The following is a 26,694-nucleotide window of genomic DNA, read 5'->3' as shown; positions in this document are numbered from 1 at the left end:
TCTGCTGATCGATCAAGGAATTACGCCGATCTGGTGAATCGGCATGCCAGCGGATTGAATCAGGATCGAAGCGTCATGAATCCGGTCTTCAGCGGATCGACTGGCCCACCAGTCCGACTTCCAGCCCGAGCGTCAGCTTGTCGGTGACCGCCCATTCGACGCCGGCGCGCGCTTCCGGCCTGACCGCGATGTCCGAGCGGGAGAAGGGCGCCGAGAACGGTGTCGGACCGTAGCGATAGGTCTCGTTGGCGGCGGCCATGCCGAACTTGGTGTAGAGTAGCACGTCGGGCGTCGCGAGCACGCCGGCCTTGATCTGGAACGCGCCGGCGATGTCCTGCGTATAGCTCGCCTGGCCGAAGCCCGGGCTGTTGTAGCCGCCGAAGCTCGGAGCATACTCCAGCGCCCCGACGATGCCGTAGACGAAGTCGCCGTCGCGCCACATCTTGCCGCCCTCAAGCCCGATCGTCGGGCCGGCGGTGGTGCCGAACTGCTTCGAGCTGATGACCTGGAAGCCGCTCGAGATGCGCGCGTAGGAGCCTTCCCATTTCACGCCGCCTGGCGCCAGCGTGGGCGCCGACCAGGCAAAGCTGGGCAATGTCCCAAACCCCATGAAGGGCAGGAAGGCCTGTGCCTGGGCGGGTCGGCTGGCAAAGGCAAGGCCGGCAATGACGGCGATGCCTGTCACTCGTGCCATGATAGCGGGCGCGCTCATGCTCATGGTCTAGCAGGAGAGGGAGCGATTGTCGCGCTTTTGTGGCGGGCCGCTGGTCGCATCAGGCGACTTTGGTCTTCAGCCGCAGGAAGCGCATCGTCCGATCGGCGGTCGCGGCATCGAGCCTGCCATAGTCCCGCAGATCGTCCTCGATCGTCTTGGCCGCGAAGAAGAGCCGGCGTCCGCGCAGGCTGAGCATCGCGCGGAAGGTTTCCGCGTCGAGGTTGAGTGCGCGGCCGAGAACGGCGATGCCGCTGACGTCGCGCTGGAGCAGCACGCGGAGCGCCTGTTCGTTGCTGATATCCGCGGCGGAGGCGAGGACCTGAGCGAGGTGGAAGGCCCGGTCCTCGTCGGCCAGCATGGTCACGACCTCCGGCAGGGTGCGGACCTGCGCGCGCAGATCGGACAGCAGCAGCTTGACCTCCAGCCGCTGCTGCCGCGCCTGCTTGGCGAGATCGGCGGAATCCTTGCTGCGCTCGCCTTGTTCCGCGACCTGCTCGACGATGCGCAGCACGCGCTGGACCCGCTGTGGCGAGAGGTCGCTGCGGCGTGCCAGCGCTTCGCCGACAGCGACGTCGTCGCCGCCGCGCTGGAGCAGCCGGTCGAAGCCATGGTCGGAGAACTGGGCGCCTTCGTTGCCGCTGACGGTCCGCAGCACGCCGCTGTCGCCACGCTCGACCAGGATGTCGGTGACGCTTTCGGAAAGGCGGGCGCGCTCGGCGATCGCGGTCAGATGCGCCTGCGTCTGGCTGACGGCGATGGCGGCGAGGTCGGTGTCGGTCAGAACCGGCGAGAGCTTGAGCACGAGCTTCGCCACTTCGGAATCGGCGTCGCTGGCCAGCGAGACCGCGACCTCATGCGGCAGGCTCGGCGTCGCCGCGACGCTGTCGGCGTATTGCTTGCGGTCTTCGCTCTCGAGATGCGGCAGGGTGCGCAGCGCGATGTCGCCGTAATGCGACTTGGAGGTGTCGCTGGGTTCGCCATCGAGCAGGAACAGGTCGGTCACGGCATTGAGGAGCTGGCGCCGCGAGTCCGATGACATGTCCGCCGGCATGCGGGAAAGCGACTGCAACATGGGTAGGTCCGGCCATTATGAGCGCGCGACGCCGCGAGCGAAGACCGCAACTTGCCCCAGGTCCATTTGATTTAGTCTTAAGCCGACCGGCCAATTTGGGCCGTTCGCCAAGTATTGTGTGCGCGCGTCAGGGGGACCCGCAGGGGGCTTCCTGCGAGGTCCGCCCCGGAACTTCCTCCCGACCGCCACGTTTTCGCGGCACCGGTCACGGCATGGTGGCGGCCGAAGGATCTTACCCGGAGCTTTGCGTGAACTGTCCTGCCCGAGATGATGTGCGTCTTCCCGAAATGTCGCAGCCGCCGCGCCGGGAGCCGGCGGCCAGCCCGCCCTCGCGCCGCTCGGTTCTCGCGCTCCTCGCCTCGACCGCCATGCTTGCTCCGCCGGCGCTCGCCCAGAACCCAACCACGCCATCGGGCAGGAACGCGGCGGACGGCCAGCCGCCCGGTACGCCGCGCCCCGGCACCTTCAGCTATGCGGAGGTCGTCAATCAGGCACGCATCCTGGCCGAGCGCCCCTTCGACGACGCGCAGCCCGATATTCCGGACGCGCTGAGGGCGCTGACCTATGACAGCTATCGCGAGATCAGGTTCCGCCGCGACAAGGCGCTCTGGCAGAATGACGGAACGGATTTCCGTCTGCAGCTCTTCCATCTCGGCTTCCTGCACGACCGGCCGGTCCAGATCCACGTCGTGTCAAACGGCAATGCGATTCCGATTCCGTACAACATGGCGCTGTTCGAGTTCGGCAAGGCGCCGGTGCCGCAGAAGCTGCCGGTGTCGCTGGGTTTTGCCGGCTTTTCCGTCACGACGACGTTGAACAGCCTGAAGCTGCAGGACGAGGTGATCTCGTTCCTCGGCGCCAGCTATTTCCGCTTTCTCGGGCGCGGCCATCGCTACGGCCTGTCGGCACGGGCGCTCGCGCTCGATGTCGGTGGCGAGGCGGATGAGGAGTTTCCGTTCTTCCGTTCGCTCTGGCTGGAGCGGCCGAAACCGGAAAGCGTCGATCTCGTCGTCTATGGACTGGTCGATTCACCCTCGGTCAGCGGAGCCTTCCGCTTCGTGGTGACGCCCGGCCCGCAGACCAGAATCGCGGTGACGGCGACGATCATTCCGCGCAAGCCGATCCAGCGCATCGGCATCGCGCCGCTGACCTCGATGTTCCTCGCCGGTGAGGGGGACCGCGAGCAGCGCACCGATTTTCGCCCCGAGATTCACGATTCCGACGGGCTGATGCTCCACACCGGCGTCGGCGAATGGATCTGGCGGCCGATCCGCAACCCGAAAGCGCTGATCATCTCCTCCTTCCATGACAGGAACCCGCGGGGCTTCGGCCTGATCCAGCGCGACCGCGAGTTCGGCCATTACCAGGACCTCGAGGCGCACTACCATGCGAGGCCAGGCTACTGGATCGAGCCGGTGGGCGAATGGGGCGAGGGCCGCGTCGACCTGATCGAGATCCCAACGCAGGGCGAGGAATTCGACAACATCGTCTGCTGCTGGACGCCGAAGACGCCGCTGGAGCCCGGGCGCCAGACCGAGCTGAGCTACCGGATGACGAGCGTCTCGACAACCGAGACCTTGCACGGCATGGGTCAGGTCCAGAGCAGCTTTGCGGCGGACGATGCGGTGGATACCGCTGCCGGGCTGGTCCGAAAGCGCTTCATCGTCGATTTCAACGCCGGCGATCTCGAATTTTACCTGAGCGATCCCAAACGCGTCTCCGCGGTGGCCACGGTCTCGGTCGGCTCGGTCACCAACACGATCCTCGATCCCAATTATGCGGCGAAGGGCTTCCGGGCGATCGTCGACGTCGCGCTGCGCCCCGGCGAAAGCACCGATCTGCGCCTCTTCCTGCGGACGCCCTTGCGCTCGCTGACGGAGACTTGGACCACCAGCTGGTCGGCTCCCGGCTCCGCCCCGCCGCCGGCCGCCAGCGGCGGCTGAGCGTCTTCAGGCAGCCGGCAGGCAGGCCGGGCCGAGCGGCTCGAAGCTCTTATAGGTCAGGATGAACTCCTGGTGCCCGAGCTCTTCCGACTTGGTCCGTGCGCCCTGCGCCAGCGAGACGACGAGGTCGCGGATCTCCGTGCCAACCTCGTCGAGGCTGGCGCGGCCTTCGAGAATGCGGCCGGCATCGACATCCATGTCGTCGCTCATCCGGCGGTAGGTCTCGGGGTTGGCGCAGATCTTCACGACCGGCGAGATCGCCGAGCCGACGACCGAACCGCGGCCGGTGACAAACAGCACGCAATGCGCGCCGCAGGCGATCAGCTCGGCGATCTCGGCATTGTCGTTGATGTTGGGGAAGCCGAAGCGGACCTCGCCATCCGGCACCACATCGAGCAGATAGAGGCCGCCATGCGGCGGCACGTCGCCGGGCTTGATCAGCCCGGAGATCGGCGAGGCACCCGATTTGGCATAGGCGCCCATCGACTTCTCCTCGATGGTCGAGAGTCCGCCCTCGGCATTGCCGGCGGCGAAGGAGCCGTAGCCGAGCGTCGCATAGTAGCGGGCCGCCTTGGCGACGGACTTCTCCAGCTCGACGCCGAGCTCGGGCGTGATGGCGCGGGCGGCCATGATGTGCTCGCAGCCGATCAGCTCGCCGGTCTCCTCGAAGATGCAGGCGGCGCCTTCCGCGATCAGCTGGTCGAAGGCGCGCCCGGCCGCCGGGTTGCCTGTGATGCCGGAGGTGCCGTCGGAGCCGCCGCAGACCGTGCCGATCACCAGTTCGCTCACCGCCATCGGTACCGTCTCGACCTCGTCGAGCAGGGCGCGCTGCTCCTCGACCCAGGCGCGACCCTCCTTGATCGAGGCGCGGGTGCCGCCGGTGCCCTGGATGACGATGGTCTTGACCGGTCGGCCGGTGGCGCGGACGACGCGCTCCAGCGCGTATTTGTTGAAGCTCTCGCAGCCGAGCGAGATCAGCAGCACCGCCCCGACATTGGGATGGGTGCAAAGCTGCTCCATCATCCGCTCGGCGTAAGGGTTCGGGTAGCAGCCGGGAAAGCCGATCGCGTGGACCTCGTTCTCGCGCCAGGGCAGGGCGATCTCGCGCGCGACGTGATGGGCGCATTCGACGAGATAGGCGACCGCCACGACGTTGCGGATGCCCTTGCGGCCGTCGCTGCGCAGATAACCCCTGAGCTCGCTCATTGGGTCGCTCCTGCCTTGCGCTCGTCTTCGAGATGATAGGTCGGCGTGTAGTCGCTTCGCATGTTCTGGACATGGACATGGCTGCCGGCGGCGATGGCGACCGTCGCGACGCCGATGGGCGCGCCGTATTTCAGGATCTTTTCGCCGGGCGCGATCGCCCGGCGAGCGACCTTGTGTGCCAGGGGCACATCGCGGTCGAGCGTCGCCGCGCCCGTTCCGGTCTCGATCGCCTCGCCGGCTGGCAGGCGGGTGCGCGCGACGAAGACGTTGTCGCGGGCGTCGAGCAGGATCAGGCGCGGGTCATGGGTCATCAGAACTTGCCGAACTGCAGATAGGCCTGCTGGGGGTCGGTTCCGGCGAGGATCGCGGTGCGGACCTTGTTCTCGGCGGTGATCGCGGTCTCGGACTTGGTCAGCACTTCCTCGATGATCTCGGCGGGAATGCGGACGACGCCGTCGCGGTCGGCCAGGATGTAGTCGCCCGGGCGGATCCAGACATCGCCGATCTTGATCGGCTCGTCGACCGCCTTGGGCTGCCAGAAGCCGACGATGTCGCGCGGCGTATAGGCCTTGAAATAGACCTGATAGCCCATGTCGATCATGAACTCGGTGTCGCGGGCGAGGCCGTCGATGACGCAGCCGCGCACGCCCTTGTTCTTCAGCGTCTCGGCCGAGAGCTCGCCCATCAGCGCGCAGCCCTCGGTGTTGGGCTGGCAGACCCAGACATGGCCGGGCTTGGCGCGCGAGAGCAGGCCGGTCCAGGCCAGCAGCGTCTCATGCGCATCGAACTCGCCGGTCTTGCCTTCCAGGGTGAAGGCCGGACCCGCCAGCTTGGTGCCGGGCAGGAGCGGACGCAGTTCCGGCGGCAGGGTGAAGTCCTTCAGCCCCATCTCGCGCAGAATGTCGTGGATCACGCCGGTGTAGCAGCGCTCGAGGCGCTCGGTCAGCTGGTCGACCATGTTTCCTCCAATACGGGCTGCCAGAGAGAGGGCGGCAGCCTTCGCGGCTACCTATCGCCCGTTGTCTCCTGCCCGGGCAAGTGTTCGTTCTGCAGCCCGGCTGTGCATCTCAAACGATTTAGATGTGGCTGAATCGAGGCTAGACATGCCTCCCGTTTTTCCGGCGCGAGCCGCGCGCCTTTCAGCCGACGCGTTCCCAGCCCTGCGGCATCAGCCGCTCCTGCGGCAGGAAGCGGGCCTTGTAGGCCATTTTCGGCGAACCATCGACCCAATAGCCGAGATAGACGTAAGGCAGGCCGAGCTTGCGGGCGCGCTCGACATGGTCGAGCACCATGAAGGTGCCGAGCGAGCGGATTTCCAGATCGGGATCGTAGACCGAATAGACCATGGAGAGCCCGTCGTTCAGCCGGTCGGTCAGCGCCAGCGCGTAGAGATCGCCCTGGCCGCGCCCGGTGAAGCCGCTGTCGGGGCCGCGCCGACGGTACTCGACCAGGCTGGTCTCGACATGGGTGTCCTCGATCATCATCGCGAAGTCGAGCGCCGACATCGTCGCCATGCCGCCTTCCGGGTGGCGCACGTCGAGATAGCTGCGGAACAGCGAATAATGCTCCGAGCGCGGTTGCGGCGGCAGCGCTTCGCCGATCAGGTCGCTATTGCGCGACAGCACCTTGCGGAAGCCCCGCGACGGGCGGAAATCGTCGACGACGATCCTGACCGAGACACAGGCCCGGCAGGTCTCGCAGGCCGGGCGGTAGGCGATGCTCTGCGAGCGTCGGAAGCCGCCCTGGGAGAGAACGTCGTTGAGGTCGCGCGCCCGGCCGCCGACGAGATGGGTGAACACCTTGCGCTCCTCGCGGCCCGGCAGATAGGGGCAAGGTGTCGGCGAGGTCAGATAGAATTGCGGAGCATCCCGCAGGGGCCGCGTCACGTTCGAAGGGCTCCGTCAATCGCTCGCAGCGAGTTTAGCACCCGCTGCGGCGGCAACAAGCTCTCCACATGGGTCAGGCGCGTACCACTACCAGCCCGGTCAGCAGATCGTGACCGAGGCGCCGGTCGGAGCGCGCCAGTCCGCAGAGAATGTCGAGGAACCAGAGCGCGACCGTGCCGGCCGCGACATAGAAGAACAGCGCGTGCACCGCAGCCGCCAGTGCATCGGGGCGTCCGCCGGTGGCGGTCTCGACCCGAATCCCGGCCATCCGCATGCCGAACGTCGCCTGCTTGCGCCCGCCGACAGTCAGCGCCGCATAGCCGAGCGCGACGCCGATGGTCGCCCCGCCCATCAGCAGCCATGTCAGCCCGAAGGTGACGATGCCGAGAATGCCCAGCAGGACGAGGACCATCCAGGTCAGGAAGAACAGGATGACGACATCGCCGATCCAGGCGAAGAGCCGCGAGCCGAGCACGCCGCGCGTATCCTGCACCGGGCGCTCCTCCACGGGGAGCGTCTGCTGGCGGTAGGAAGAGGGCTGGCTCATCGGGTGGTCGACCTTCCTTTGTCTCGTGCGGGCAAGCTGCTGATCGGAATTGGCGCCCGCACCGACAATGTTTGATCAGCCTCCCGGTTCCGCAAGTCCGCGATGTCGAAAAGTGCAAGCGGCTTTCGCCCAGGATCACGCACTGGTTCGTTGAGAAGGAGACCGATTCACGCTCCCGAAGTGTCACTGACCGGAGCGATCGGTCTCCTGGCCGCGCGGATAGATTCGCCGCGGCGCAAAACCTTCCCGGCACAGCGCCTGCTCGATCGCCGCGGTATGGTGCTCGTCGCGGGTTTCGACGGTGACGTCGAGCGTCACGCCCTTGGCGGGGACGTCGAGGAAGAGCCGGCCATGGCTGACCTCGAGGATGTTGGCGCCGAGCGTGCCGAGCAGGCTCGCGACCTTGCCGAGCAGGCCCGGCCTGTCGCTCGCCGTCAGGCGGAAGGCGGCGATGCGCTGCTCGCGCTCGAGTTCGCGGACCATGATGGCAGCGAGCAGCCGCGTGTCGATATTGCCGCCGGTGAGAACGAGTCCGACCTTGCGGCCGCGATAGCGCTCCGGCTGCTGCAGCATGGCGGCCAGCCCGGACGCCCCCGCGCCCTCGGCGAGCGTATGCTGCAGGGTGGCATAGGCGTTGACGGCGCGCTCGATCAGATCCTCGCCGACCAGCACGATGTCGGAAACCAGTTCCCTGACGATCGGCAGGGTCTGCACGCCGACCGTCTTCACCGCGATGCCTTCGGCGAGCGTCGCGCCGCCGATCGGTAGCTCGGCCGCGTGAATGGCGTTGTGGAATGATGGGTAGAGCGCGGCCTCGATGCCAATCAGCTCGATCCCCGGCTTCAGCGCCTTGGCGGCGACCGCATTGCCGGCCATCAGTCCGCCGCCGCCGATCGGGATCAGCAGGACGTCGAGATCCGGCGCCTCGCGCAGCATTTCGAGCGCGACCGTGCCCTGGCCGGCCATCACCGCCGCATCGTCATAGGGGTGGACGAAGACCAGCCCTTTCTCCTGCGCGATGCTGCGGGCCTGCTGGGCGGCCTCGTAGAGTGTCTCGCCGAAGAGCACCACCTCGGCGCCATGGGCGCGGGTGTTCTCGACCTTCACCAACGGCGTTGGCTCCGGCATCACGATCGTCGCCGGGATGCCGAAGCGCCTGGCATGATAGGCGACCGCCTGGGCGTGATTCCCGGCCGACATCGCGATCACGCCGCGGCGCTTCTCTTCGTCTGAGAGGCTGAGCAGCTTGTTCACCGCCCCGCGTTCCTTGAACGAGGCGGTGGCCTGCATGTTCTCGTGCTTGACCAGGACCTCGGCTCCCGTGAGGGCCGAGAGGCGCGGCGCCGGCATCAGCGGCGTCTTCAGCACATGGCCTTCGATGGTGCGCGCCGCAGCCTCGATATCGGCGAAGCTGATGGCGAATGCGGTCTCTGCCACGTTTTTCCCCCGGAGCGCTTTCAGACTTGGCGCGGCGACAGCGCGCCATCGCCGAAGAAGCCGCCGGGGCGCAGGATCAGCGTCACGGCGAGCAAGCTATAGACGGCGATGTCGCGCTGTTCGAGGGGCATTGCCGTCGACCATGCCATCTCGAAGGCGGCGATGGCGAGCCCGCCGAGGCAGGCGCCCGGAACCGAGCCGATGCCGCCGAGCACCGCTGCCACCAGCGCCTTGAGGCCGAGCGTGAAGCCGCCCGAAAAGCCCATGCCGCCATAGATCACCGTCACGATCACGCCGGCCGCGCCGCAGGCCGCGCAGGCGATGACAAGGGCCCGATCGTGCACGGCCCGCGCATCGACGCCGAACAGGGCGGCGGTGCGGGCATCGTCGGCCACCGCCCGCCAGGCCCGGCCATAGGCCGAGCGGCGCAGATAGTGGATCAGCCCCAGTGCCGCCGCGAGCCCGCCCGCCGTCATCGCGAGCCCGACCGGCGTGGTGGTCACGGTGAAGTTAGCGGCCCGCGCCAGCGGCAGCGGCTCGTTGAACACAGGCGGCAGCCAGCGCAGCTCGACCCCTTGTGCGAGGCGCAGATACTCGGACAGCGCGATGGCGAGGCCGATCGTCGCGATCAGCACCTGCTGGCCGTTTGCCTTGTCGAGATGGCGCAGCACAAAGCGCCCCATGGCGAAGCCATGGATGGCGCTGACCGCGATGGCGACCAGGAAGGCGATGGCGAGGCCGGAGGCCGGGGTCGAGGACGCGAGGGAGAAGACGAGCGCCACGCCGACCACGGCCGCGGCGGCGCCCAGCGCCGAGAATTCGCCGAAGGTCAGGATAATGCGGCCGTTCAGCCCGTAGATCAGCGCATAGGCGCTGGCGAGCAGGGCGTAGATCGCGGCCGAGGGCAGGGCGGCGAGGCTCTGCTGCATGAGATAGGCCGCGCCCGGCGGAAGCAATGGCAGATGCCCGACCGGCGCCGCTTCCGGGTCGACCGGCGGCTCGGCCTTGTTCTCGAGATAGAAGCGCCGCAGGAGCAGGAAGCTCGCATCGGTCATCGGCCGCCCGTCCGAGGCGAGGCCGGCTAGCGCGCCGCGCTGCAGCGGCGTGCCCTCGCCGGCGAAGATGCAGTCGATGGTGCGCCGCCTCGGCTGCAGGTCGGGGCGCTCGACCCGGTAGACGATGCGCAATATGCCGGGGCGCGGGCCCTGGCCGCTGCCTTCGATCACGATCGTGCTGTCGCCGGGGTTAAGCGCCGGGATCGCCAGCCGGCAGGCGCGCCGCTGGTCGGTGTCGAAGCGCTGCCCGCAGGAGGCGAGCGCCAGGCAGAGCAGAATCGACGTGAGCAGCGCGCGCATCGGTGCTGACGCTAGCGCGCTTCAAGGCTGCGCGGAACACGGCTTGTGCGGAGCGTCATGCCCGAGCCTGACCCGAGCATCGCTTCCAGGAGATTCTCGGGCCTGCGCTTCGCTTCGCCTGAGAAAGACGGCGTTTGCTCAACCGCGCGCCTTCAGCATCCGCGCCACCTTCGGCGCGAAATAGGTCAGGACACCGTCGGCGCCGGCGCGTTTGAAGGCCAGCAGGCTCTCCAGCATCGCCTTGTCGCCGTCGAGCCAGCCATTATTGGCGGCGGCCATGATCATCGCGTACTCGCCCGAGACCTGATAGGCGAAGGTCGGCACCGCAAAGGTGTCCTTCACCCGCGCCACGACGTCGAGATAGGGCAGGCCGGGCTTGATCATCACCATGTCGGCGCCTTCCTCGAGATCGAGCGCCACTTCGGCGATCGCCTCGTCGGAATTGGCCGGATCCATCTGGTAGGTGCGCTTGTCGCCGACCAGCGTGGCATTGGTGCCGATCGCATCGCGGAACGGGCCGTAATAGGCCGAGGCGTATTTCGCCGCATAGGCCATGATCTGCACGTCCTCGAGCCCGGCGTTGTCGAGCCCGGCGCGGATCGCGGCGACACGTCCGTCCATCATGTCGGAGGGGGCGATCACGTCGGCGCCGGCCTCCGCCAGAGCGAGGGCCTGCTGCGTCAGGATGTGGACGCTGGCGTCGTTGAGCACCTTCTCGCCATCCATGACGCCGTCATGCCCATGCGAGGTGTAAGGATCGAGCGCGGCGTCGCAGATGATGCCGATCTCCGGCACCGCCGCCTTGATCGCCCGGACGGCCCGGCACATCAGGTTGCGGCTGTTCAGCGCTTCCGAACCGGTCGGGTCGCGCAGTTCGCGCTCGACGAAGGGGAAGGGCGCGATGGCCGGGATTCCGAGCGAAGCGGCTTCTTCTGCCTGCCGCACAGCCTCGTCGATATTGAGCCGGTCGACGCCGGGCATCCAGGCGACCGGCGAGCGCGCCTCGCGCGAATCCATCAGGAAGATCGGCCAGATCAGATCGTCGACCGTCAGCAGGTTCTCGCGCACCAGCCGGCGGGACCAGTCGGCCTTGCGGTTGCGGCGCATGCGGCGGGTGAGGCCGAGGGAAGTCGATGTCGGGGCCTCGACCAGTCTTGCTTGCGGGGCGGGGAAAGACCGCACAACCCGAGATGCCATGAACGCCTCCAACCTGCCCGACGGCAGTCTTGTGCGTTGCTTTAGCACATCGGAACCATTCCAAAACAGGCACCAGCGTCGCATGCCGGCCCGGCGTGTGCCGCTGTGCGCCGAAACAGGATCGGATAGGCCGCGGCCTCGCGTTGACAAGCCCGGTCACGGCTTCCAGAACCGCTGGATGATCAGGACGGCATCCGGGACATGACGCAGGACCAGGAGATCATCTGCGAGAGGCGCGGGGCGGCGGGCTATGTCCTGCTCAACCGCCCGAAGGCACTGAACGCGCTCAGCCACGGCATGGTGCGCGAGCTGGCGCGCGCGCTCGATGCCTGGGAGAACGATCCGGCAGTGACCCGCATCGTGGTAACGGCTTCTGGCGAGAAGGCGTTCTGTGCCGGCGGCGACATTCGTGCCCTGCACGATCTCGGCAAGGCCGGCCGGCAGGATGAGATGCTGGCGTTCTGGCGCGAGGAGTACATCCTCAACGCCCGTATCCAATCTTATCCCAAGCCGTTCCTCTCGCTGATCGACGGCATCGTCATGGGGGGCGGCGTCGGCATATCCCTGCATGGCCGCTATCGCGTCGCCGGGGAGCGCTATCTCTTCGCCATGCCCGAAGTCAGCATCGGCTTCTTCCCGGATGTCGGGGCGACCTATGCGCTGCCGCGGCTGCCGGATGCGGCGGGCGTCTACCTCGCCTTGACCGGAGACCGCGTCGGCCAGGGCGATGCGCTGGCGCTCGGCCTTGTGACGCACGCCGTTCCCTCTGCCCGCATGGCCGAACTTGCCGAGGCCTTGACCGGCTCGGAGCCCGTCGACGCGATCCTCGCCGCCTTCGTGCAGCCGGTCGCTCCCGGAAAGCTCTTCGGCGAGCGCGAGGCCATTGCCGCGATATTCGGCGCGCCGACGCTGGCCGAAGTTCTTGCGCGTCTCGAGGCCCGCGCCGCCGCTGGCGAGGCCTTCGCGACCAAGGCGCTCGCCACGATCAGGGCGAAGTCGCCGACCAGCGTCGCCATCGCCTTCGAGCAGATGCGCCGCGGCGCCACCCTCGATTTCGCGGGGGCGATGGCGCTGGAATTCCGCGTCGTCTCGCGCATCGCCTACGATCACGACTTCTATGAAGGCGTGCGGGCCGTGGTGATCGACAAGGATCAGGCGCCGGTCTGGCAGCCGGCCAGCATCGAGGCGGTCGACCCTGCCTCCGTCGAGGCCCATTTCACGCCGCTCGGCGCGAGCGAACTCGTACTGGGCGGTCAGGCGTGAGCCTGGTGCGCGAGAGCGAGGTCCTACGCAGCCAGCCCGGCGGTGCGAGCGGCGAAGGCAAGCCCGGCCGCATGCGCTGGCGGACGATCCTGGTCTGGCTGCTGCGCCTGCTCTCCATCGCCTGGATGGCCAAGGGCCTGCTGCAATGGGCCGTGATCCTCGGCCTCGGCCCCGAGAGCGGGCCGCCTTTCGAATCGCGCCCTCTGACCTTCCAGGCGATCACCGTCTATTTCGCGGTCTTCGATCTCGTCGCCGCCGTCGGCCTCTGGCTGACCTCGACCTGGGGCGGCGTGCTCTGGCTGCTGGCGGCGATGAGCCAGCTCCTGCTCGGCTTCTTCTTCCCGCGCTGGCTGCCGCTCTCGCCGGTGCTGATCGGCAGCTATGTCATGCTCATGCTGGCCTATTTCGTCGCGACCTGGGCGGCCGAAAACCAGGAGGGCTGAGCCCCGCGCGGCCGTTCGAATGCGAACGGCCGCGGTAAGAAACGCTTTAGCTTAAGGGATTTGCGGTTCATTTCGCATTCACCCAAATGGGTAAATCCCTGATTCATCCTGATATTTAAACTCGTTTTCATCCGCCCATCCTATGGTGTCTCTCAGAAGCGGACCGGGAGACTAATCCTGGCCGGGATACAACAGGCGGGATATACCATGAAAAGCAATGTAAAGACTGCGGCGCCAGCCGTGTCCGAGGAAGTTCAACTCAAGGTGAAGCCGCTTTACCTTGAGTCCCTCACCTTGGTCGAGCGGCTGCATCGGCGCCTGCTCGATGTCATCAAGGACGAATTCGAGCGCCGCAGCCGCGACGACGTCAACAGCGTCCAGGCCCTGCTGCTCTACAATATCGGCGATGCCGAGCTCAGCGCCAGCGAACTGCGGACCCGCGGTTACTATCTCGGCTCGAACGTCTCCTACAACGTCAAGAAGCTGGTCGAGCTCGGCTTCCTGCACCATGCCCGCTCGCGGATCGACCGTCGCTCGGTGCGCATCAGCCTGACCGAGAAGGGGCGCGAGGTGCACAATCTGGTGAAGGGCGTCTACGACAAGCACGTCCGCACGGTCGAGCAGATCGGTGGCATCGCGACCGACGATTTCGAGCGCATGAACAATGCTCTGCTGCGCCTCGAGCGCTTCTGGACCGACCAGATCCGCTACAAGCTCTGATGCGCTCTGCCTCCAGCCGCGCGCGGCTGGATGGACCGCAGAACTCCCGGCCTGAGGGCCGGGGCGCGCTGCCCACCTGTCGGGGGCCTCACCTGCCGTAGAGGTGCGCGTAAAAAGTCAAACTGGCGTGAGCTTTACGCAACGCCGCCCCAAAAATGCCGCTCTCATCATAGCCTGTTAACTGTGGTAGGGGATCGTCCCCAGCAACCAGCGTGGCCCGGCCTCGCTGACAGGGGCGGGTTCGTCCCGCTTTATGTTGACTGCGAGTCCGAGGGGTACGATCGATGCCGCATATCAGCCTGACGCGTCGCGAGACGGTGCTGGCCCTGTTTTCGAGCGCCGCGGCGGGCGTCAGCCTGCCTGCCTTCGCCCAGCAGGCCGAATGGCGCCAGACCTATGATGCCGGCGCCCGCAATGCGGTGCTGCGTTCTTCGACCCCGATGCTGTCCCCGGCGGCGCTGGCAGCGACCGAGCAGGCGATCGCGAGCTATCGCGACCTTGCTGCGCGCGGCGGCTGGCCGACGCTCCAGGTCGGGGATCGCCTTGCCGTCGGCTCGAAGGGGCAGGGCGTCGTCCAGCTGCGCCAGCGCCTGATCATCACCGGCGACCTCGATGAGTCGGCCGGCACGAGCAATGTCTATGATTCCTATGTCGAGGCGGGGGTGCGCCGCTTCCAGTCGCGCATGGGCCTGTCGACCACGGGTACCGTCAATCGCGCGACCCTGAACGCGCTGAACATCCCGATCGACCGGCGCATCCGCCAGCTCGAGACCAACGTCGTCAGGCTGCGGACCTGGTCGGGCAATCTCGGCAACCGCTATGTCGTCGCCAACATCCCGGCGGCTGCGATCGAGACCGTCGAGAACGGTCATGTCGCGACCCGCCACGCCGCCGGCGTCGGCAAGGCCGACCGCCAGTCGCCGCTGCTGCAGACCAAGATTCCCGAGGTCAACTTCAACCCGACCTGGACCGTGCCGGCATCGATCATCCGCAAGGATCTGATTCCGATGATGCGCAAGCAGCCGGGCTATCTCACCGAGAACCGGATCCGCATCATCGGCCCCAATGGCGAGATCGCACCGGAGCGGGTCAACTGGAACTCCGACGAGGCGACGCGCTACACCTTCCGCCAGGATCCGGGCGGCGAGTTCAACTCGCTCGGCTTCGTGCGCATCAATATTCCGAGCCCGCACGGCGTCTACATGCACGACACGCCGGCCAAGGGCATTTTCGGCGACGATTTCCGCTTCGTCTCCTCGGGCTGTATCCGCGTCCAGAATGTGCGCGACTACATCACCTTCCTGCTGAAGGAGACCCCCGGCTGGGATCGCGCCAAGATCGACGAGACGATCCAGTCCGGCGAGCGCATCAACGCCCGCATCGCCAACCCCGTGCCGTGCTACTGGGTTTACATCACCGCCTGGGCGACGCCCGATGGCGGCGTCCAGTTCCGCGAGGACATCTACAACAAGGACGGGCTCGGCCCGGTCCCTGTCGCCCGGCTCCAGGGCGAGCAGGACATCTGAGCGGGTCTTTCCTGCCGTCCAGTTGATAAGGGCTCCCGGACAGCGGTCCGGGAGCCCTTTCTCTTGTCAGCGTTCTCTGCAGCGCGTTTGATCCCGCGGTCAGCCCTGCCGACGAGCCGTCGGCAGAGCGCGCATCCGAGGTGGCCTGCGCTGGGAGAATTCCGCCGTCAGACGAAATTGTCGGCGATGATGTAGCCGAGGATCGAGATGCAGCTCATCACGATCGCGATTTCGAGAAGTCCGAAGCCCATGGTCGCCTCCGCCGCTGGATGAGCAACGCCCGAACTTCGCCATGGTTCCGCCGCTGAGACGGCGAAATTGCGACGGTGCTTGTGGCGGACTCTTCTGACGCGCGACGACGGCACGCACCGGTTGCGCCCCGATGGCGACAAAACCGCATTCCCCTTTTGCCGGTCATGGTCTAAGGACGCCGCAGCGCCGGGCAAGGGTTGCGCCGGCCTCGCGACCAAGCCGAACAGGGCGCGCATCGGGCGGGCCGGCAGCGTGCCGGTGGCGGCTCCGGCGCGCCGATGGAGCAGAGCCATGAGCCAAGCCCCCGAGAAGCACCTCTCGAATTCCTTCTTCGCTGCTGGCCTCGCCGATCGCGATCCCGAGATCGCCCGCGCCATCGAGCTCGAGCTCGGTCGTCAGCGCGAGGAGATCGAGCTGATCGCCTCGGAGAACATCGTCTCGCAGGCCGTGCTCGAGGCGCAGGGCTCGGTGATGACCAACAAATACGCCGAGGGTTATCCCGGCCGGCGCTATTATGGCGGCTGCCAGTTCGTCGACATCGCCGAGAAGCTCGCGATCGAGCGCGCCTGCCGACTGTTCGACTGTGGGTTCGCCAACGTCCAGCCGAACTCCGGCAGCCAGGCCAACCAGGCCGTGTTCATGGCGCTGATGCAGCCGGGCGACACCTTCATGGGCCTCGACCTCGCCGCCGGCGGCCATCTCACTCATGGCGCCCCGGTCAACCAGTCCGGCAAGTGGTTCAAGGTCGTGCCCTATGGCGTCTGCGTCGTCGACCAGCTGATCGACTATGAGGCGATGGAGCGCCTGGCGGTCGAGCACAAGCCGAAGATGATCGTCGCCGGCGGCTCGGCCTATGCCCGCCACTGGGATTTCGCCCGCTTCCGCGAGATCGCCGACAAGGTCGGCGCCCATTTCATGGTCGACATGGCCCATTTCGCCGGGCTGGTCGCGGGCGGCGCCCATCCTTCGCCGTTCCCGCACGCCCATGTCGTCACCACCACCACCCACAAGACCCTGCGGGGTCCGCGCGGCGGCATGGTGCTGACCAATGACGAGGCGATCGCCAAGAAGATCAATTCGGCCGTGTTCCCCGGCCTGCAGGGCGGCCCGCTGATGCACGTGATCGCGGCCAAGGCGGTCTCCTTCCAAGAGGCGCTGCAGCCCGAGTTCAAGATCTACGCCCGCGCTGTGGTCGAGAACGCCAAGGCCCTGGCCGAGACGCTGAAGTCGAAGGGCTTCGACCTCGTCACCGGCGGCACCGACAATCACCTGATGCTGGTCGATCTGCGCTCGAAGAAGATCACCGGCAAGGCGGCCGAGGCCGCGCTCGGGCGCGCCCATATCACCTGCAACAAGAACGGCATCCCCTTCGATCCCGAGAAGCCGATGGTCACCTCTGGCATCCGGCTCGGCACCCCGGCTGCGACCTCGCGCGGCTTCGGCGTCGCCGAGTTCAAGAAGGTCGGCGAGCTGATCGCCGACGTGCTCGACGGCCTCGCTGCGCATGGCGAGGAAGGCAATGCCGCCGTCGAACAGGCGGTCAAGGCCAAGGCCCACGAGCTGACCTCGCGCTTCCCGATCTACTGAACGGAAAGCGCCGGGACCTCACCCTCAGGGGAAGGTCCCGGTCAGCTTGATCATGAACAGGTTCTCCGGGCCGCCGGGGGCATCGCCTCGGCCGGTCCGGCTGAGTTCCGCGCTGAGGTCGAGCCCCTTGGTGACCTTGTAGCCGGCAGAGGCGCTGCCGCCGAACTGGCCGTCCTTGACCTGTGCGGCGACGGCGACATTGAAGCGGTCCTCCGTCGCGCTGAGCTTGAGGTTGAGATCGACGGTCGGCTTGCTCACGTCCTTCCTGACAATGCCGGTGAGGTCGAAAGAGCCGTATTTGACCATGACCTCCCCCTCGACCTTGTCGATGGCGGCCGATCTGGTCACCACCTGAAGCGATAGGTCGAGCTTCAGCCGGTCCCATTTCAGCTTGCCGGTTAGCTTCGCTCCGACGAGTTCGGCCGTCGGGTCGAAGACGATCCCGCCGACGCCGAGCTTCAGCGCGCCGAGCTTGACGACCTCGAATTGCAGCTTCTCCAGTTGCTGCAGACCGAGTGTCACCGCTCCGCTGTTCGGCTTGGTGACGAACAGCGCCGCGCCCGCGCCGAGTGCCAGCGCCGCGCCGACGACATAGACGACGCCCTTGTGCTGATCGACCCAGACGCCGAGCGCTGACGAGCCGGCCGCCTGCTTGAAGGCATCGACCTGCTTCTCCAGGGATTTGTACGCCGACGATTTCTTGATCTGCTTGAAGTATTCGTCGGCCGCCTTGGAGAGGACATCGTCGCCGATCGAGCGGAGCTTCTGGATGTCGTCCGGCGAGAGCTGCGTGGTCTGGCTCTTGAGCTTCGCATTCGCAAAGCTCAAGAGCCCCTTCTGGGCCGTCGCCAGCACGACCGGGCTCTTGAGCACCTCGGCGAGACGTTCGGGAGACCGGTGGATCTCGCTGTCGAGAAGGTCGAAAGCCAGGACGACCAGGCCGCCGAAGGCATCGCCCGTACTGTCGTTGGACATCTGCAAAACTCCGATTGGCGAGCTGCGGGATCGGCGGGCAGGCGCAAGCGGTGAAGGGCAGGCGGGTAGCGGGTTCATCTTGGCATGAGAAGGCGGCTCGACCTGCGTCCTTTTTGCGAGGCGCCTCCCTTCATCGGCCGAAGCATCATGCGATATTGCGCTTGCCCACTTGCTGCCGTCCGGTCGTTTTTCGCTGGCCTGCGACGGCATGGCTGGGGCAATGAAGGGCCGCGGACGGTATCGTCCCTCAGGTCAACATCGAGGCCCCATTCATGCGCTGTCCCTATTGCGGCTCGCTCGACACCCAGGTGAAGGATTCGCGGCCGACCGATGACCACGCCTCGATCCGGCGGCGGCGCGTCTGCCCGGATTGCGGCGGTCGCTTCACCACCTTCGAGCGGGTGCAGCTGCGCGAGCTCACCGTGGTCAAGCGCTCGGGCCGGCGCACCGCCTTCGACCGCGACAAGCTCCAGACCTCGATCGATGTCGCCTTGCGCAAGCGCGCGGTCGCGCCCGAGCGGGTGGAGCGGCTGGTCAACGGCATCGTGCGCCAGCTCGAAAGTTCGGGTGAGGCGGAGATCATGAGCTCGACCATCGGCGAGCTGGTCATGGAGGGGCTGAAGTCGCTCGACGACGTCGCCTATGTCCGCTTCGCTTCAGTCTACAAGAATTTCCGCGAGGCCCGAGATTTCGAGGAGCTGCTCGGCCAGCTGAGCGGCGACGAGGCAGAGGGCGAAGCCGAGCCGGCCGGTGAGAGGATCAGGCCGCGCGACGATGCCTGATCGCGACGAGATCGACCGCGCCTTCATGCGCCGGGCGCTGGAGCTCGGCGCACGCGGCCTCGGCCAGACTTGGCCGAACCCCTCTGTCGGGGCCGTGGTGACGCGCGATGGGCCGGACGGTCCGGTCGTCGTCGGCGCCGGTCATACCCAGCCCGGCGGCAGGCCGCATGGCGAGGCGATGGCCTTCGAGCAGGCCGGCCCCGCGGCCGCCGGTGGCACGCTCTATGTGACGCTCGAGCCATGCTCGCACCGGACCCTGCGCGGCGGCACGCCTTGCGTCGAGCGCACCTTGCTCGCCGGCGTGCGCCGCGTCGTCTCGGCCATGGCCGACCCCAACCCCCGCATAGCCGGGCTCGGCCATGCCTTGCTGCGCAGTTCGGGCGTGGAGGTGGTCACCAGCGTGCTCGAAGACGAGGCGCAGCGCAGCCATCGCGGCCATGTGCTGCGGGTGACGCAGGGCCGGCCGATGGTGACCTTCAAGGTGGCGCGCACCGCCGACGGCTTCGCCGGTGGGCCAGGGCAGGCCCGCATCAGGATTTCCTGCCCGGAGGCGGGCGAATGGGTCCATCGCGAGCGCGCCCGCTACGACGCGATCATGCTCGGCATTGGCTCGGTTCTCGCCGATGATCCGCTCCTGACCGTGCGACTCGCCGGGCTGGAGATCCGCTCGCCGGTCCGCGTCGTGCTCGATTCCAATCTGCGCCTGCCGCCGGACTCGCAACTGGTGCGCGGCGCCGGCGAGGTGCCGGTCTGGGCGATCGCAGCGGAGGATGCCCCGGTCGAAGCCGAGGCGCGCCTCGTCGCCGCCGGCGTCGAGGTGATGCGCGTCGGGCGGGCCGCCGACGGCCATCTCGATCTGGGCGAGGCGCTTCGGCTCCTGGCCGCGCGCGGCATCACCCGGGTCTTCTCCGAGGGAGGGCCGACCATCGGCGAAAGGCTGGCGCTCGGCGGCTTCGCCGACGAGGTCATCGTCTCCACCTCGCCGACCGTCCTCGGCGAGCCGGGCGTCATCGCCGTGCGGCCGGGCCTTGCGGCGCTGCTCGCGGACCCCAAGATGTACGCCATCGCCGAAACCAGGCTCATCGGCCAGGACCGTTTCCAGCACTTCACGAGGATCGCCTGATGTTCACCGGCATCGTCACCGCCATTGGCACCGTCACCCAGGCGCGGAAGATGGGGCCGAGCCTGAAGCGGCTCGCCATCTCCTGCCCCTGGGAGGCTGATGGCATCGAGATCGGCGCTTCGATCGCCTGCGCCGGCGTCTGCCTCACCGTCACCGCCCTGAGCCCGCGCGAGGACGGCGAGCCGGGCTGCGTCTTCCAGGTCGAGGCTGCGGCCGAGACGCTGTCCAAGACCCTGGTCGGCGAATGGGATGTCGGGACGCCGATCAATCTCGAGCGCTCGCTGAAGATGGGCGACGAACTCGGCGGCCATCTGGTTACCGGCCATGTCGATGGCGTCGGCTCGATCATCAAGGTCGACGCGATCGCGCCCGATCCTGACGAGCCCTGGGGCGCGACCGCGCGCTTCCACATCCGTGCGCCGCAGGGGCTCGCCCGTTTCATTGCCGCCAAGGGCTCGATCTGCCTCGACGGCACCTCGTTGACGGTCAACACCGTCGAGGATGACGTCTTCACGGTTCTGCTGATCCCGCATTCCTTCAGCGTCACCACCTGGGGGCAGCGCAAGCAGGGAGACGGCGTTCATGTCGAGGTCGATCTGATGGCGCGGTATGCCGCGCGGCTTGCGGAGGCGCGCCCGGGGGGCTAAGAGCCGGTCCAGCCTCAGCCCTCATCCTGAGGAGCCGCGCAGCGGCGTCTCGAACGATGGCCCAGCGCGCTCTGAGCCATCCTGCGAGACGCCATTTCTGACGAAATGGCTCCTCAGGATGAGGGCTTGATTGCTTTCGACCCGGTCGAAGGCATCTCCGACGATACCAGAAGGAATTCCTGCATGGCCGGATCCCGGCAATCATCGGCTGCCTCAGCCGCCCCGCTCGATGACGTGCGCGTCCTGGTCGTCGAAGCCCGCTTCTATGACGGCCTTGCCGACGAGCTGCTCGCCGGCGCGACCGCCGTGCTCGAGAAGGCTGGCTGCCGCGTCGATGTCGTCACCGTGCCCGGCGCGCTCGAAATCCCCTCCGCCATCGTCATCGGCCTGCGTGCCGCCGACGAGGCTGTCGATCCCTATGAGGCCGTCGTCGCGCTCGGCACCGTGATCCGCGGCGAGACCGGTCATTACGACATTGTCGCGGGCGAGAGTTCTCGCGCCCTGATGGACCTCTCGGTCGCTTTCGCTTTGCCGCTCGGCAACGGCATCCTGACCGTCGAGAACGAGGCGCAGGCCTGGGCCCGTGCCAATCGTTCCGAGATGGACAAGGGCGGCGGCGCGGCCGAGGCTGCTCTCTCGGTGCTGCGCTACAAGCGCTCGCTGGCGGAGGACTCGAAGTGAGCCGGGCCGAAATGCGCCGCGGCGCGCGGCTGGCGGCCGTGCAGGCGCTCTACCAGATGGAGGTCGGCGGGCGCGGCGTGGTCGAGGCCATGGCCGAGTTCGAGCATTTCTGGATCGGCAAGGAGGTCGAGGAGATCGAGCTGCCGAAGGCCGAACTGAATTTCTTCCGCGACCTGCTCGGCGGCGTCGTCAGCGAGCAGCGTCTGGTCGACCGCGCGGTGGACGATGCGCTCGCGTCGGGTTGGCCGTTGAAGCGCGTCGAGGCGGTCGTGCGTGCAGTGCTGCGTGCCGGAGCCTACGAGCTCGCCTTCCGCAAGGACGTTCCGGCCCGCGCCGTGATCTCCGAATATGTCGCGGTGACCCGCACCTTCTACCAAGGCGAGGAGATCGGCATGGTCAACGCCGTGCTCGACAAGCTCGCCCGCGATTTCCGCGCCGAGGAATTCGACGTCCCGGCGGCGTGAGCAAGAGGACAACCTCCGAGCGCTCATCCTGAGGAGCCGTTCCAACAGGAACGGCGTCTCGAAGGATGAACCAGATTGCTCCGTCTGCATTCTCTGAAGCATCCTTCGAGACGCCGCTTCGCGGCTCCTCAGGATGAGCTGCAGTTGCCAGCGAGACCGCAATGTCGAGAGAAGACAATCGCCCCGGCGAGTTCGAGCTGATCGCCCGGCATTTTGCGCCGATCGCCGGGCGTGATGGCCTCGGTCTCACCGACGACGCCGCGCTGCTGCGCCCCGCGCGGGGCTATGAGCTCGTCGTCACCGCCGATGCGCTGGTCGCCGGCATGCACTTCTTCCCGGACGATCCTGCCGGCTCGATCGCCCGCAAGGCACTGGCGGTCAATCTCTCGGACCTCGCGGCCAAGGGCGCCCGGCCCGACGGTTTCGTGCTGACGCTCGCTTTGCCGAAGGGCTGGACCGAGGACTGGCTCGCGGCCTTCGCCGCGGGGCTCGCTGCGGTCGCGGGAGAGGCGGCCTGTCCGCTGATCGGCGGCGACACGGTTGCGACGACCGGTCCGCTGACGCTCTCGATTACCGCCTTCGGCAGCGTTCCCGCCGGACGCATGGTGCTGCGCTCGGGCGCGAAGCCCGGCGACCTCGTGCTGGTCACGGGCACGATCGGCGATGGTGCGCTGGGTCTGCGCGCCCATGGCCCCGCGCGGCCGGAATGGGTCGCCCGCCTTTCGGAGGCCGACCGTGCCTTCCTGGCCGACCGTTATCTGCATCCGCAGCCGCGCCTGGCCTTCGCGCAGGCCTTGCAGCTACATGCCTCGGCGGCGATGGACGTCTCGGACGGGCTCGTCGGCGACCTCGGCAAGCTGCTCGCAGCCTCGCGCGTCGGCGCCGAGATCGATCTCGATGCGGTGCCGCTCTCGCCCGCGGCCCGCAATGCCGTCATGGCTGATCCCGCACTGGCGGAACTGGCCTGGACCGGCGGCGACGACTACGAAATTCTCTGCACGGCCTCCGAGATGGAATTTCCTTCCCTTGTCGCGGCGGCGCAGGCGGCAGGCCTCGGCCTTGCCTGCATCGGCCGCGTCACGGCGGAGGCAGGGACCGTGCGATATAGCGAGGCGGGCAAGCCGCGCAGCTTTGCGCGAGGCTCCTTCGTTCATTTCTGAGAGCGGCCCCGGCCGCAGAGAGTCAGCGGCCTGCAAATGAACCAGCATGTTCCGGTGAGCGACGACACCCTGGCGAAGCGCAATGCGGTCGTCCTCGCCTGCGCCCAGTCGCTTGGCGGCGCCAGCCCGGCGATCGTGGTCTCGCTCGGCGGCATCGTCGGCTCGCAGCTCGTCACGGACCAGGCTTTCGCCACCGTGCCGGTCAGCCTAATGCAGCTCGGCATCGCCTGTGGCGTCATTCCAGCCGCGATGCTGATGCGACGGCTCGGCCGCCGCAACGGCTATCTGATCGGGGCGCTGGTCGGCGTCATCGGCGCCAGCGTCGCCGCCAGCGGCACCGGCAGTCGCATGTTCTGGCTGTTCTGCCTCGGCACCTTCCTCTGCGGCGTCTACGGCTCCTTCGTGCAGAGCTATCGCTTCGCCGCGGCTGACACGGCGAGCGAGGCCTTCAAGCCGCGCGCCATCTCCTGGGTGATGCTCGGCGGGCTGGCAGGCGGCGTGATCGGCCCGCAATCGGTCTACTGGACGCGCGACCTGACGCCGGCCGCGCCCTTCGCGGCGAGTTTCCTGGCGCAGGGCGGGCTCGCCTTGCTAGCCGTCGGCGTGGTCCTCCTGTTGCGCGCTCCCCCAGTGGTCGAGAAGCGTTCCGGTGGTGGCCGGCCCCTCTCCGAGATCATGCGCCAGCCCAAGTTCATCGCCTCGGTGACGGCGGCACTTGTCGCCTACGGGCTGATGAGCTTCGTCATGACCGCGGCGCCGCTCGCCATGGTCGCCTGCGGCCATTCGATCGGTGACGCGGCGCTCGGCATCCAGTGGCACGTGCTCTCGATGTTCGGGCCGAGCTTCTTCACCGGCCGCCTGATCGCCCGCTATGGCAAGGAGAAGATCACCGCGCTCGGCCTGCTGCTGACCGCCGTCGCGGCTATCGTCGGCCTGTCCGGGCTCAGCGTCGCGCATTTCTGGATCGCGCTCGTCCTGCTCGGCATCGGCTGGAATTTCGGCTTCATCGGTGCGACCGCGCTGGTCACCGACTGCTATCGCCCGGAGGAGCGGGTCAAGGTCCAGGCGGCCAACGACTTCCTGGTCTTCGGCTCGGTCGCCATCGCCTCCTTCTCGGCCGGCGGCCTGCTCAGCGCCGGCGGCTGGGACAGCGTCAACTGGCTCGTCTTCCCGCCGGTCGCGATCGCGCTGGCGCTGGTCGCCTGGCAGGGTTTTCGCCGGCGTTCCGCCGCCGCCTGACAAGCTGGCCGAATTGTCAGCCGCCGGGTTTGCGATTCTGTCGGAAACTTGGCAACAATTCGGCAGACACTGGCGATCGGCGCTACGGGCGCGATTCTAGAGCCCGGAAGAGCAGTCCCTGGCGTTCAACAGACCGGCGACAAGCCGGCTCCGTCGGGGCGTCCTGCCCCAGATGCAGATCTCAGGGACAGGAAAGTCGATGTCGGCCTTGCTCATCATCATACTTCTGAGTGCGCTTTCGATCGTCTACGGCATCTGGGCCTATAGCGACGTGATGAAACGCGACGCCGGCAATCAGCGCATGCAGGAGATATCCGGCGCGGTCGCAGAGGGCGCGCAGGCTTATCTCAAGCGGCAATACGTCACCATCGCCATGGTCGGCGTCGTGCTCTTCGTCGGCCTGACCTGGCTGCTCGGGCGCTATGTCGGCATCGGCTTCCTGATCGGTGCCGTGCTCTCCGGCGTCGCCGGCTTCATCGGCATGAACGTCTCGGTGCGCGCCAATGTCCGCACCGCCCAGGCGGCGATGCAGTCGCTGGGGCAGGGGCTCGACGTCGCCTTCAAGGCGGGCGCGGTCACCGGCATGCTGGTCGCCGGCCTCGCACTGCTCGGCGTCGCCGTCTATTACGGCTTCCTGACCTCAATGCAGGGCTTCGCGCCCTCCAGCCGCGTCGTCATCGATTCGCTGGTGGCGCTCGGTTTCGGCGCCTCGCTGATCTCGATCTTCGCCCGTCTCGGCGGCGGCATTTTCACCAAGGGCGCGGATGTCGGCGCCGACCTCGTCGGCAAGGTCGAGGCCGGTATTCCCGAGGATGATCCGCGCAACCCCGCGACCATTGCCGACAATGTCGGCGACAATGTCGGTGACTGCGCCGGCATGGCCGCGGACCTGTTCGAGACCTATGCCGTGACCCTGGTCGCGACCATGGTGCTCGCCGCGATCTTCTTCGCCGGCCAGCCGGTCCTGAACGCGATGATGCTCTACCCGATGGCGATCGGCGCCGCCTGCGTCGTGACCTCGATCATCGGCACCTTCTTCGTCAAGCTCGGCGCCAACCAGTCGATCATGGGCGCTCTCTACAAAGGCTTCATCGCCGCCGGCGTGCTCTCGATCGGCGCCATCGCGGCGGTGACGCATGTGATGTTCGGCGGTTTCGGCGCCCAGTTCACCACGGGGCAGGGCGTCGCTTTCACCTCGGGCGGCCTCTTCGCCTGCTCGCTGGTCGGCCTCGCGGTGACGTTGCTCATCGTCGTCATCACCGAATACTACACCGGCACCGGCAAGCGCCCGGTCGTCTCTATCGCCCAGGCTTCGGTCACCGGCCACGGCACCAACGTCATCCAGGGCCTCGCGGTGTCGCTGGAATCGACGGCGCTGCCGACCATCGTGATCATCGCCGGCATCATCGTCTCCTACGGCCTCGCCGGCCTGTTCGGCATCGCCATCGCGACCACCGCCATGCTGGCGCTCGCCGGCGTCGTCGTGGCGCTCGACGCCTTCGGCCCGGTCACCGACAATGCCGGCGGCATCGCCGAGATGGCCGGCCTGCCCAAGGAGGTCCGCCAGTCGACCGACGCGCTGGATGCGGTCGGCAACACCACCAAGGCGATCACCAAGGGCTACGCGATCGGCTCGGCCGGCCTCGGCGCGCTGGTGCTGTTCGCGGCCTATACCTCGGATCTCAACTTCTTCGTGGCCGAGGCCAACAAGGCGGGCTCGACGACCTTCCAGTACTTCAAGGGCGTCACGGTCGACTTCTCACTCTCCAACCCCTTCGTCGTCGTCGGCCTGCTGCTCGGCGGCCTGATTCCCTTCCTCTTCGGTGGCATGGGCATGACGGCGGTAGGCCGGGCCGCGGGCTCGGTCGTCGAGGAGGTGCGTCGCCAGTTCAAGGAGAAGCCTGGCATCATGGAAGGCAAGGACCGGCCCGACTATGGCCGGGCCGTCGACATGCTGACCCGGGCCGCGATCAAGGAGATGGTCGTGCCCTCGCTCCTGCCGGTGCTGGCGCCGTTCGTGACCTTCTTCGTCATCAACGCCATCGCCGGCAAGAACCAGGCCTTCGCTGCGGTCGGCGCCATGCTGATGGGCGTCATCGTCACCGGCATCTTCGTCGCGATCTCGATGACCTCGGGCGGCGGCGCCTGGGACAACGCCAAGAAGAGCTTCGAGGACGGCTTCGTCGACAAGGACGGCGTGCGCCATATGAAGGGCTCCGAGGCGCACAAGGCCTCGGTGACCGGCGACACCGTCGGCGACCCCTACAAGGACACGGCGGGCCCCGCCGTGAACCCCGCGATCAAGATCACCAACATCATCGCGCTCCTGCTGCTCGCCATCCTGGCGCATAGCTGATCGGCGAGATCGTCTGAGCAAGGCTCGGCCCCGCGGAGCGATCCGCGGGGTTTTTCTTTTGCTCGCAATGCATTGTGCGCTGAAGCGGAATCAATCCGCGAGGCAGTTGAATCAAACC

At 67.3% G+C, this 26,694-nt stretch carries 26 protein-coding genes; 14 read left to right on the top strand and 12 right to left on the bottom strand.

Translation table 11 applies throughout. The features are described from left to right. Positions 1-88 precede the first annotated feature (88 nt). Positions 89-712 (bottom strand): outer membrane protein, encoded by a 624-nt coding sequence (locus RKE40_RS09390; protein WP_316017963.1) that lies wholly within the window; start codon positions 710-712, stop codon positions 89-91. 61 nt (positions 713-773) lie between these two features. Continuing rightward, on the bottom strand, positions 774-1,787 hold the full coding sequence (locus tag RKE40_RS09385; RefSeq protein ID WP_316017962.1) for a DUF2336 domain-containing protein: 1,014 nt from the start codon (positions 1,785-1,787) through the stop codon (positions 774-776). Positions 1,788-2,059: 272 nt separating this feature from the next. Between RKE40_RS09385 and RKE40_RS09380 the strand changes: the two genes are divergently transcribed. After that, positions 2,060-3,730, top strand: a complete 1,671-nt coding sequence (locus RKE40_RS09380; protein WP_316017961.1) for an OpgD/OpgG family glucan biosynthesis protein — start codon at positions 2,060-2,062, stop codon at positions 3,728-3,730. A gap of 6 nt (positions 3,731-3,736) precedes the next feature. Here RKE40_RS09380 and RKE40_RS09375 read toward each other — a convergent pair whose 3' ends face one another. From RKE40_RS09375 to hemB, 8 genes are all read right to left on the bottom strand, one after another. Next, positions 3,737-4,936 (bottom strand): UxaA family hydrolase, encoded by a 1,200-nt coding sequence (locus RKE40_RS09375; RefSeq protein ID WP_316017960.1) that lies wholly within the window; start codon positions 4,934-4,936, stop codon positions 3,737-3,739. Continuing rightward, positions 4,933-5,247, bottom strand: coding sequence for a UxaA family hydrolase (locus tag RKE40_RS09370; protein WP_316017959.1), 315 nt, complete (start codon positions 5,245-5,247; stop codon positions 4,933-4,935). The genes RKE40_RS09375 and RKE40_RS09370 overlap by 4 nt, the downstream gene beginning before the upstream one ends. Beyond that, a complete protein-coding gene (locus RKE40_RS09365) occupies positions 5,247-5,894 on the bottom strand; it encodes an RraA family protein (RefSeq protein WP_316017958.1) in 648 nt (215 codons plus the stop codon). Before RKE40_RS09365 ends, RKE40_RS09370 begins: the two co-directional genes overlap by 1 nt. Positions 5,895-6,075: 181 nt before the next feature. Continuing rightward, entirely contained in the window at positions 6,076-6,822 is a 747-nt protein-coding gene (locus RKE40_RS09360; RefSeq protein ID WP_316017957.1) for an arginyltransferase, read from the bottom strand. A gap of 73 nt (positions 6,823-6,895) precedes the next feature. Beyond that, the gene (locus RKE40_RS09355) at positions 6,896-7,369 is read right to left on the bottom strand and encodes an RDD family protein (protein WP_316017956.1); all 474 of its coding nucleotides are present in this window, start codon (positions 7,367-7,369) and stop codon (positions 6,896-6,898) included. 183 nt (positions 7,370-7,552) lie between these two features. After that, positions 7,553-8,806, bottom strand: a complete 1,254-nt coding sequence (locus RKE40_RS09350) for a threonine ammonia-lyase (RefSeq protein WP_316017955.1) — start codon at positions 8,804-8,806, stop codon at positions 7,553-7,555. 20 nt (positions 8,807-8,826) lie between these two features. Beyond that, positions 8,827-10,161, bottom strand: coding sequence for a branched-chain amino acid ABC transporter permease (locus RKE40_RS09345; RefSeq protein ID WP_316017954.1), 1,335 nt, complete (start codon positions 10,159-10,161; stop codon positions 8,827-8,829). A gap of 138 nt (positions 10,162-10,299) precedes the next feature. Then, a complete protein-coding gene (hemB, locus tag RKE40_RS09340) occupies positions 10,300-11,358 on the bottom strand; it encodes a porphobilinogen synthase (protein WP_390893297.1) in 1,059 nt (352 codons plus the stop codon). A 201-nt stretch (positions 11,359-11,559) separates the two neighbouring features. Between hemB and RKE40_RS09335 the strand changes: the two genes are divergently transcribed. From RKE40_RS09335 to RKE40_RS09320, 4 genes are all read left to right on the top strand, one after another. Further along, a complete protein-coding gene (locus RKE40_RS09335; RefSeq protein WP_316017953.1) occupies positions 11,560-12,621 on the top strand; it encodes an enoyl-CoA hydratase/isomerase family protein in 1,062 nt (353 codons plus the stop codon). Then, a complete protein-coding gene (locus RKE40_RS09330) occupies positions 12,618-13,064 on the top strand; it encodes a DUF6163 family protein (protein WP_316017952.1) in 447 nt (148 codons plus the stop codon). The genes RKE40_RS09335 and RKE40_RS09330 overlap by 4 nt, the downstream gene beginning before the upstream one ends. Before the next feature lie 207 nt (positions 13,065-13,271). Then, a complete protein-coding gene (gene ldtR, locus RKE40_RS09325) occupies positions 13,272-13,784 on the top strand; it encodes a transcriptional regulator LdtR (RefSeq protein ID WP_316017951.1) in 513 nt (170 codons plus the stop codon). A gap of 284 nt (positions 13,785-14,068) precedes the next feature. Then, on the top strand, positions 14,069-15,310 hold the full coding sequence (locus RKE40_RS09320; RefSeq protein WP_316017950.1) for a L,D-transpeptidase family protein: 1,242 nt from the start codon (positions 14,069-14,071) through the stop codon (positions 15,308-15,310). 167 nt (positions 15,311-15,477) lie between these two features. On the opposite strand, the gene RKE40_RS09315 is transcribed toward RKE40_RS09320, so the two are convergent. Beyond that, the gene (locus RKE40_RS09315) at positions 15,478-15,798 is read right to left on the bottom strand and encodes a hypothetical protein (RefSeq protein WP_316017949.1); all 321 of its coding nucleotides are present in this window, start codon (positions 15,796-15,798) and stop codon (positions 15,478-15,480) included. A gap of 55 nt (positions 15,799-15,853) precedes the next feature. On the opposite strand from RKE40_RS09315, the gene glyA reads away from it, so the two are divergent. After that, positions 15,854-17,149, top strand: a complete 1,296-nt coding sequence (glyA, locus tag RKE40_RS09310) for a serine hydroxymethyltransferase (RefSeq protein ID WP_316017948.1) — start codon at positions 15,854-15,856, stop codon at positions 17,147-17,149. A gap of 24 nt (positions 17,150-17,173) precedes the next feature. Here the strand turns inward: glyA and RKE40_RS09305 are convergent, their stop codons facing one another. Continuing rightward, on the bottom strand, positions 17,174-18,124 hold the full coding sequence (locus RKE40_RS09305) for a hypothetical protein (RefSeq protein WP_316017947.1): 951 nt from the start codon (positions 18,122-18,124) through the stop codon (positions 17,174-17,176). 272 nt (positions 18,125-18,396) lie between these two features. Between RKE40_RS09305 and nrdR the strand changes: the two genes are divergently transcribed. The 8 genes from nrdR to RKE40_RS09265 all read left to right on the top strand — a co-directional run bounded on the left by nrdR (position 18,397) and on the right by RKE40_RS09265 (position 26,576). Further along, positions 18,397-18,906, top strand: coding sequence for a transcriptional regulator NrdR (gene nrdR / locus RKE40_RS09300; RefSeq protein ID WP_316017946.1), 510 nt, complete (start codon positions 18,397-18,399; stop codon positions 18,904-18,906). Continuing rightward, positions 18,899-20,029: a bifunctional diaminohydroxyphosphoribosylaminopyrimidine deaminase/5-amino-6-(5-phosphoribosylamino)uracil reductase RibD gene (ribD, locus tag RKE40_RS09295; RefSeq protein WP_316017945.1), complete on the top strand. Its 1,131-nt coding sequence runs from the start codon at positions 18,899-18,901 to the stop codon at positions 20,027-20,029. Before nrdR ends, ribD begins: the two co-directional genes overlap by 8 nt. After that, a complete protein-coding gene (locus RKE40_RS09290; RefSeq protein ID WP_316017944.1) occupies positions 20,029-20,676 on the top strand; it encodes a riboflavin synthase in 648 nt (215 codons plus the stop codon). Before ribD ends, RKE40_RS09290 begins: the two co-directional genes overlap by 1 nt. Positions 20,677-20,859: 183 nt before the next feature. After that, positions 20,860-21,357 (top strand): 6,7-dimethyl-8-ribityllumazine synthase, encoded by a 498-nt coding sequence (gene ribH, locus RKE40_RS09285; RefSeq protein ID WP_316017943.1) that lies wholly within the window; start codon positions 20,860-20,862, stop codon positions 21,355-21,357. A gap of 11 nt (positions 21,358-21,368) precedes the next feature. Then, positions 21,369-21,821, top strand: a complete 453-nt coding sequence (gene nusB, locus RKE40_RS09280) for a transcription antitermination factor NusB (protein WP_316017987.1) — start codon at positions 21,369-21,371, stop codon at positions 21,819-21,821. A gap of 161 nt (positions 21,822-21,982) precedes the next feature. Beyond that, positions 21,983-22,981, top strand: a complete 999-nt coding sequence (thiL, locus tag RKE40_RS09275) for a thiamine-phosphate kinase (RefSeq protein WP_316017942.1) — start codon at positions 21,983-21,985, stop codon at positions 22,979-22,981. A 36-nt stretch (positions 22,982-23,017) separates the two neighbouring features. Beyond that, positions 23,018-24,220 carry an MFS transporter gene (locus RKE40_RS09270; RefSeq protein ID WP_316017941.1) on the top strand — a complete coding sequence of 401 codons (1,203 nt, stop codon included), beginning with the start codon at positions 23,018-23,020 and terminating at the stop codon, positions 24,218-24,220. Positions 24,221-24,419: 199 nt separating this feature from the next. Beyond that, positions 24,420-26,576: a sodium-translocating pyrophosphatase gene (locus tag RKE40_RS09265; RefSeq protein WP_316017940.1), complete on the top strand. Its 2,157-nt coding sequence runs from the start codon at positions 24,420-24,422 to the stop codon at positions 26,574-26,576. The last annotated feature ends 118 nt before the right edge of the window (positions 26,577-26,694 follow it).

It is taken from the genome of Allobosea rubneri (assembly GCF_032464875.1).
Lineage (GTDB): Bacteria > Pseudomonadota > Alphaproteobacteria > Rhizobiales > Beijerinckiaceae > Allobosea > Allobosea rubneri.
Note: the sequence above shows the minus strand (reverse complement) of the source record. Positions and strands in the feature narration are given on the sequence as shown.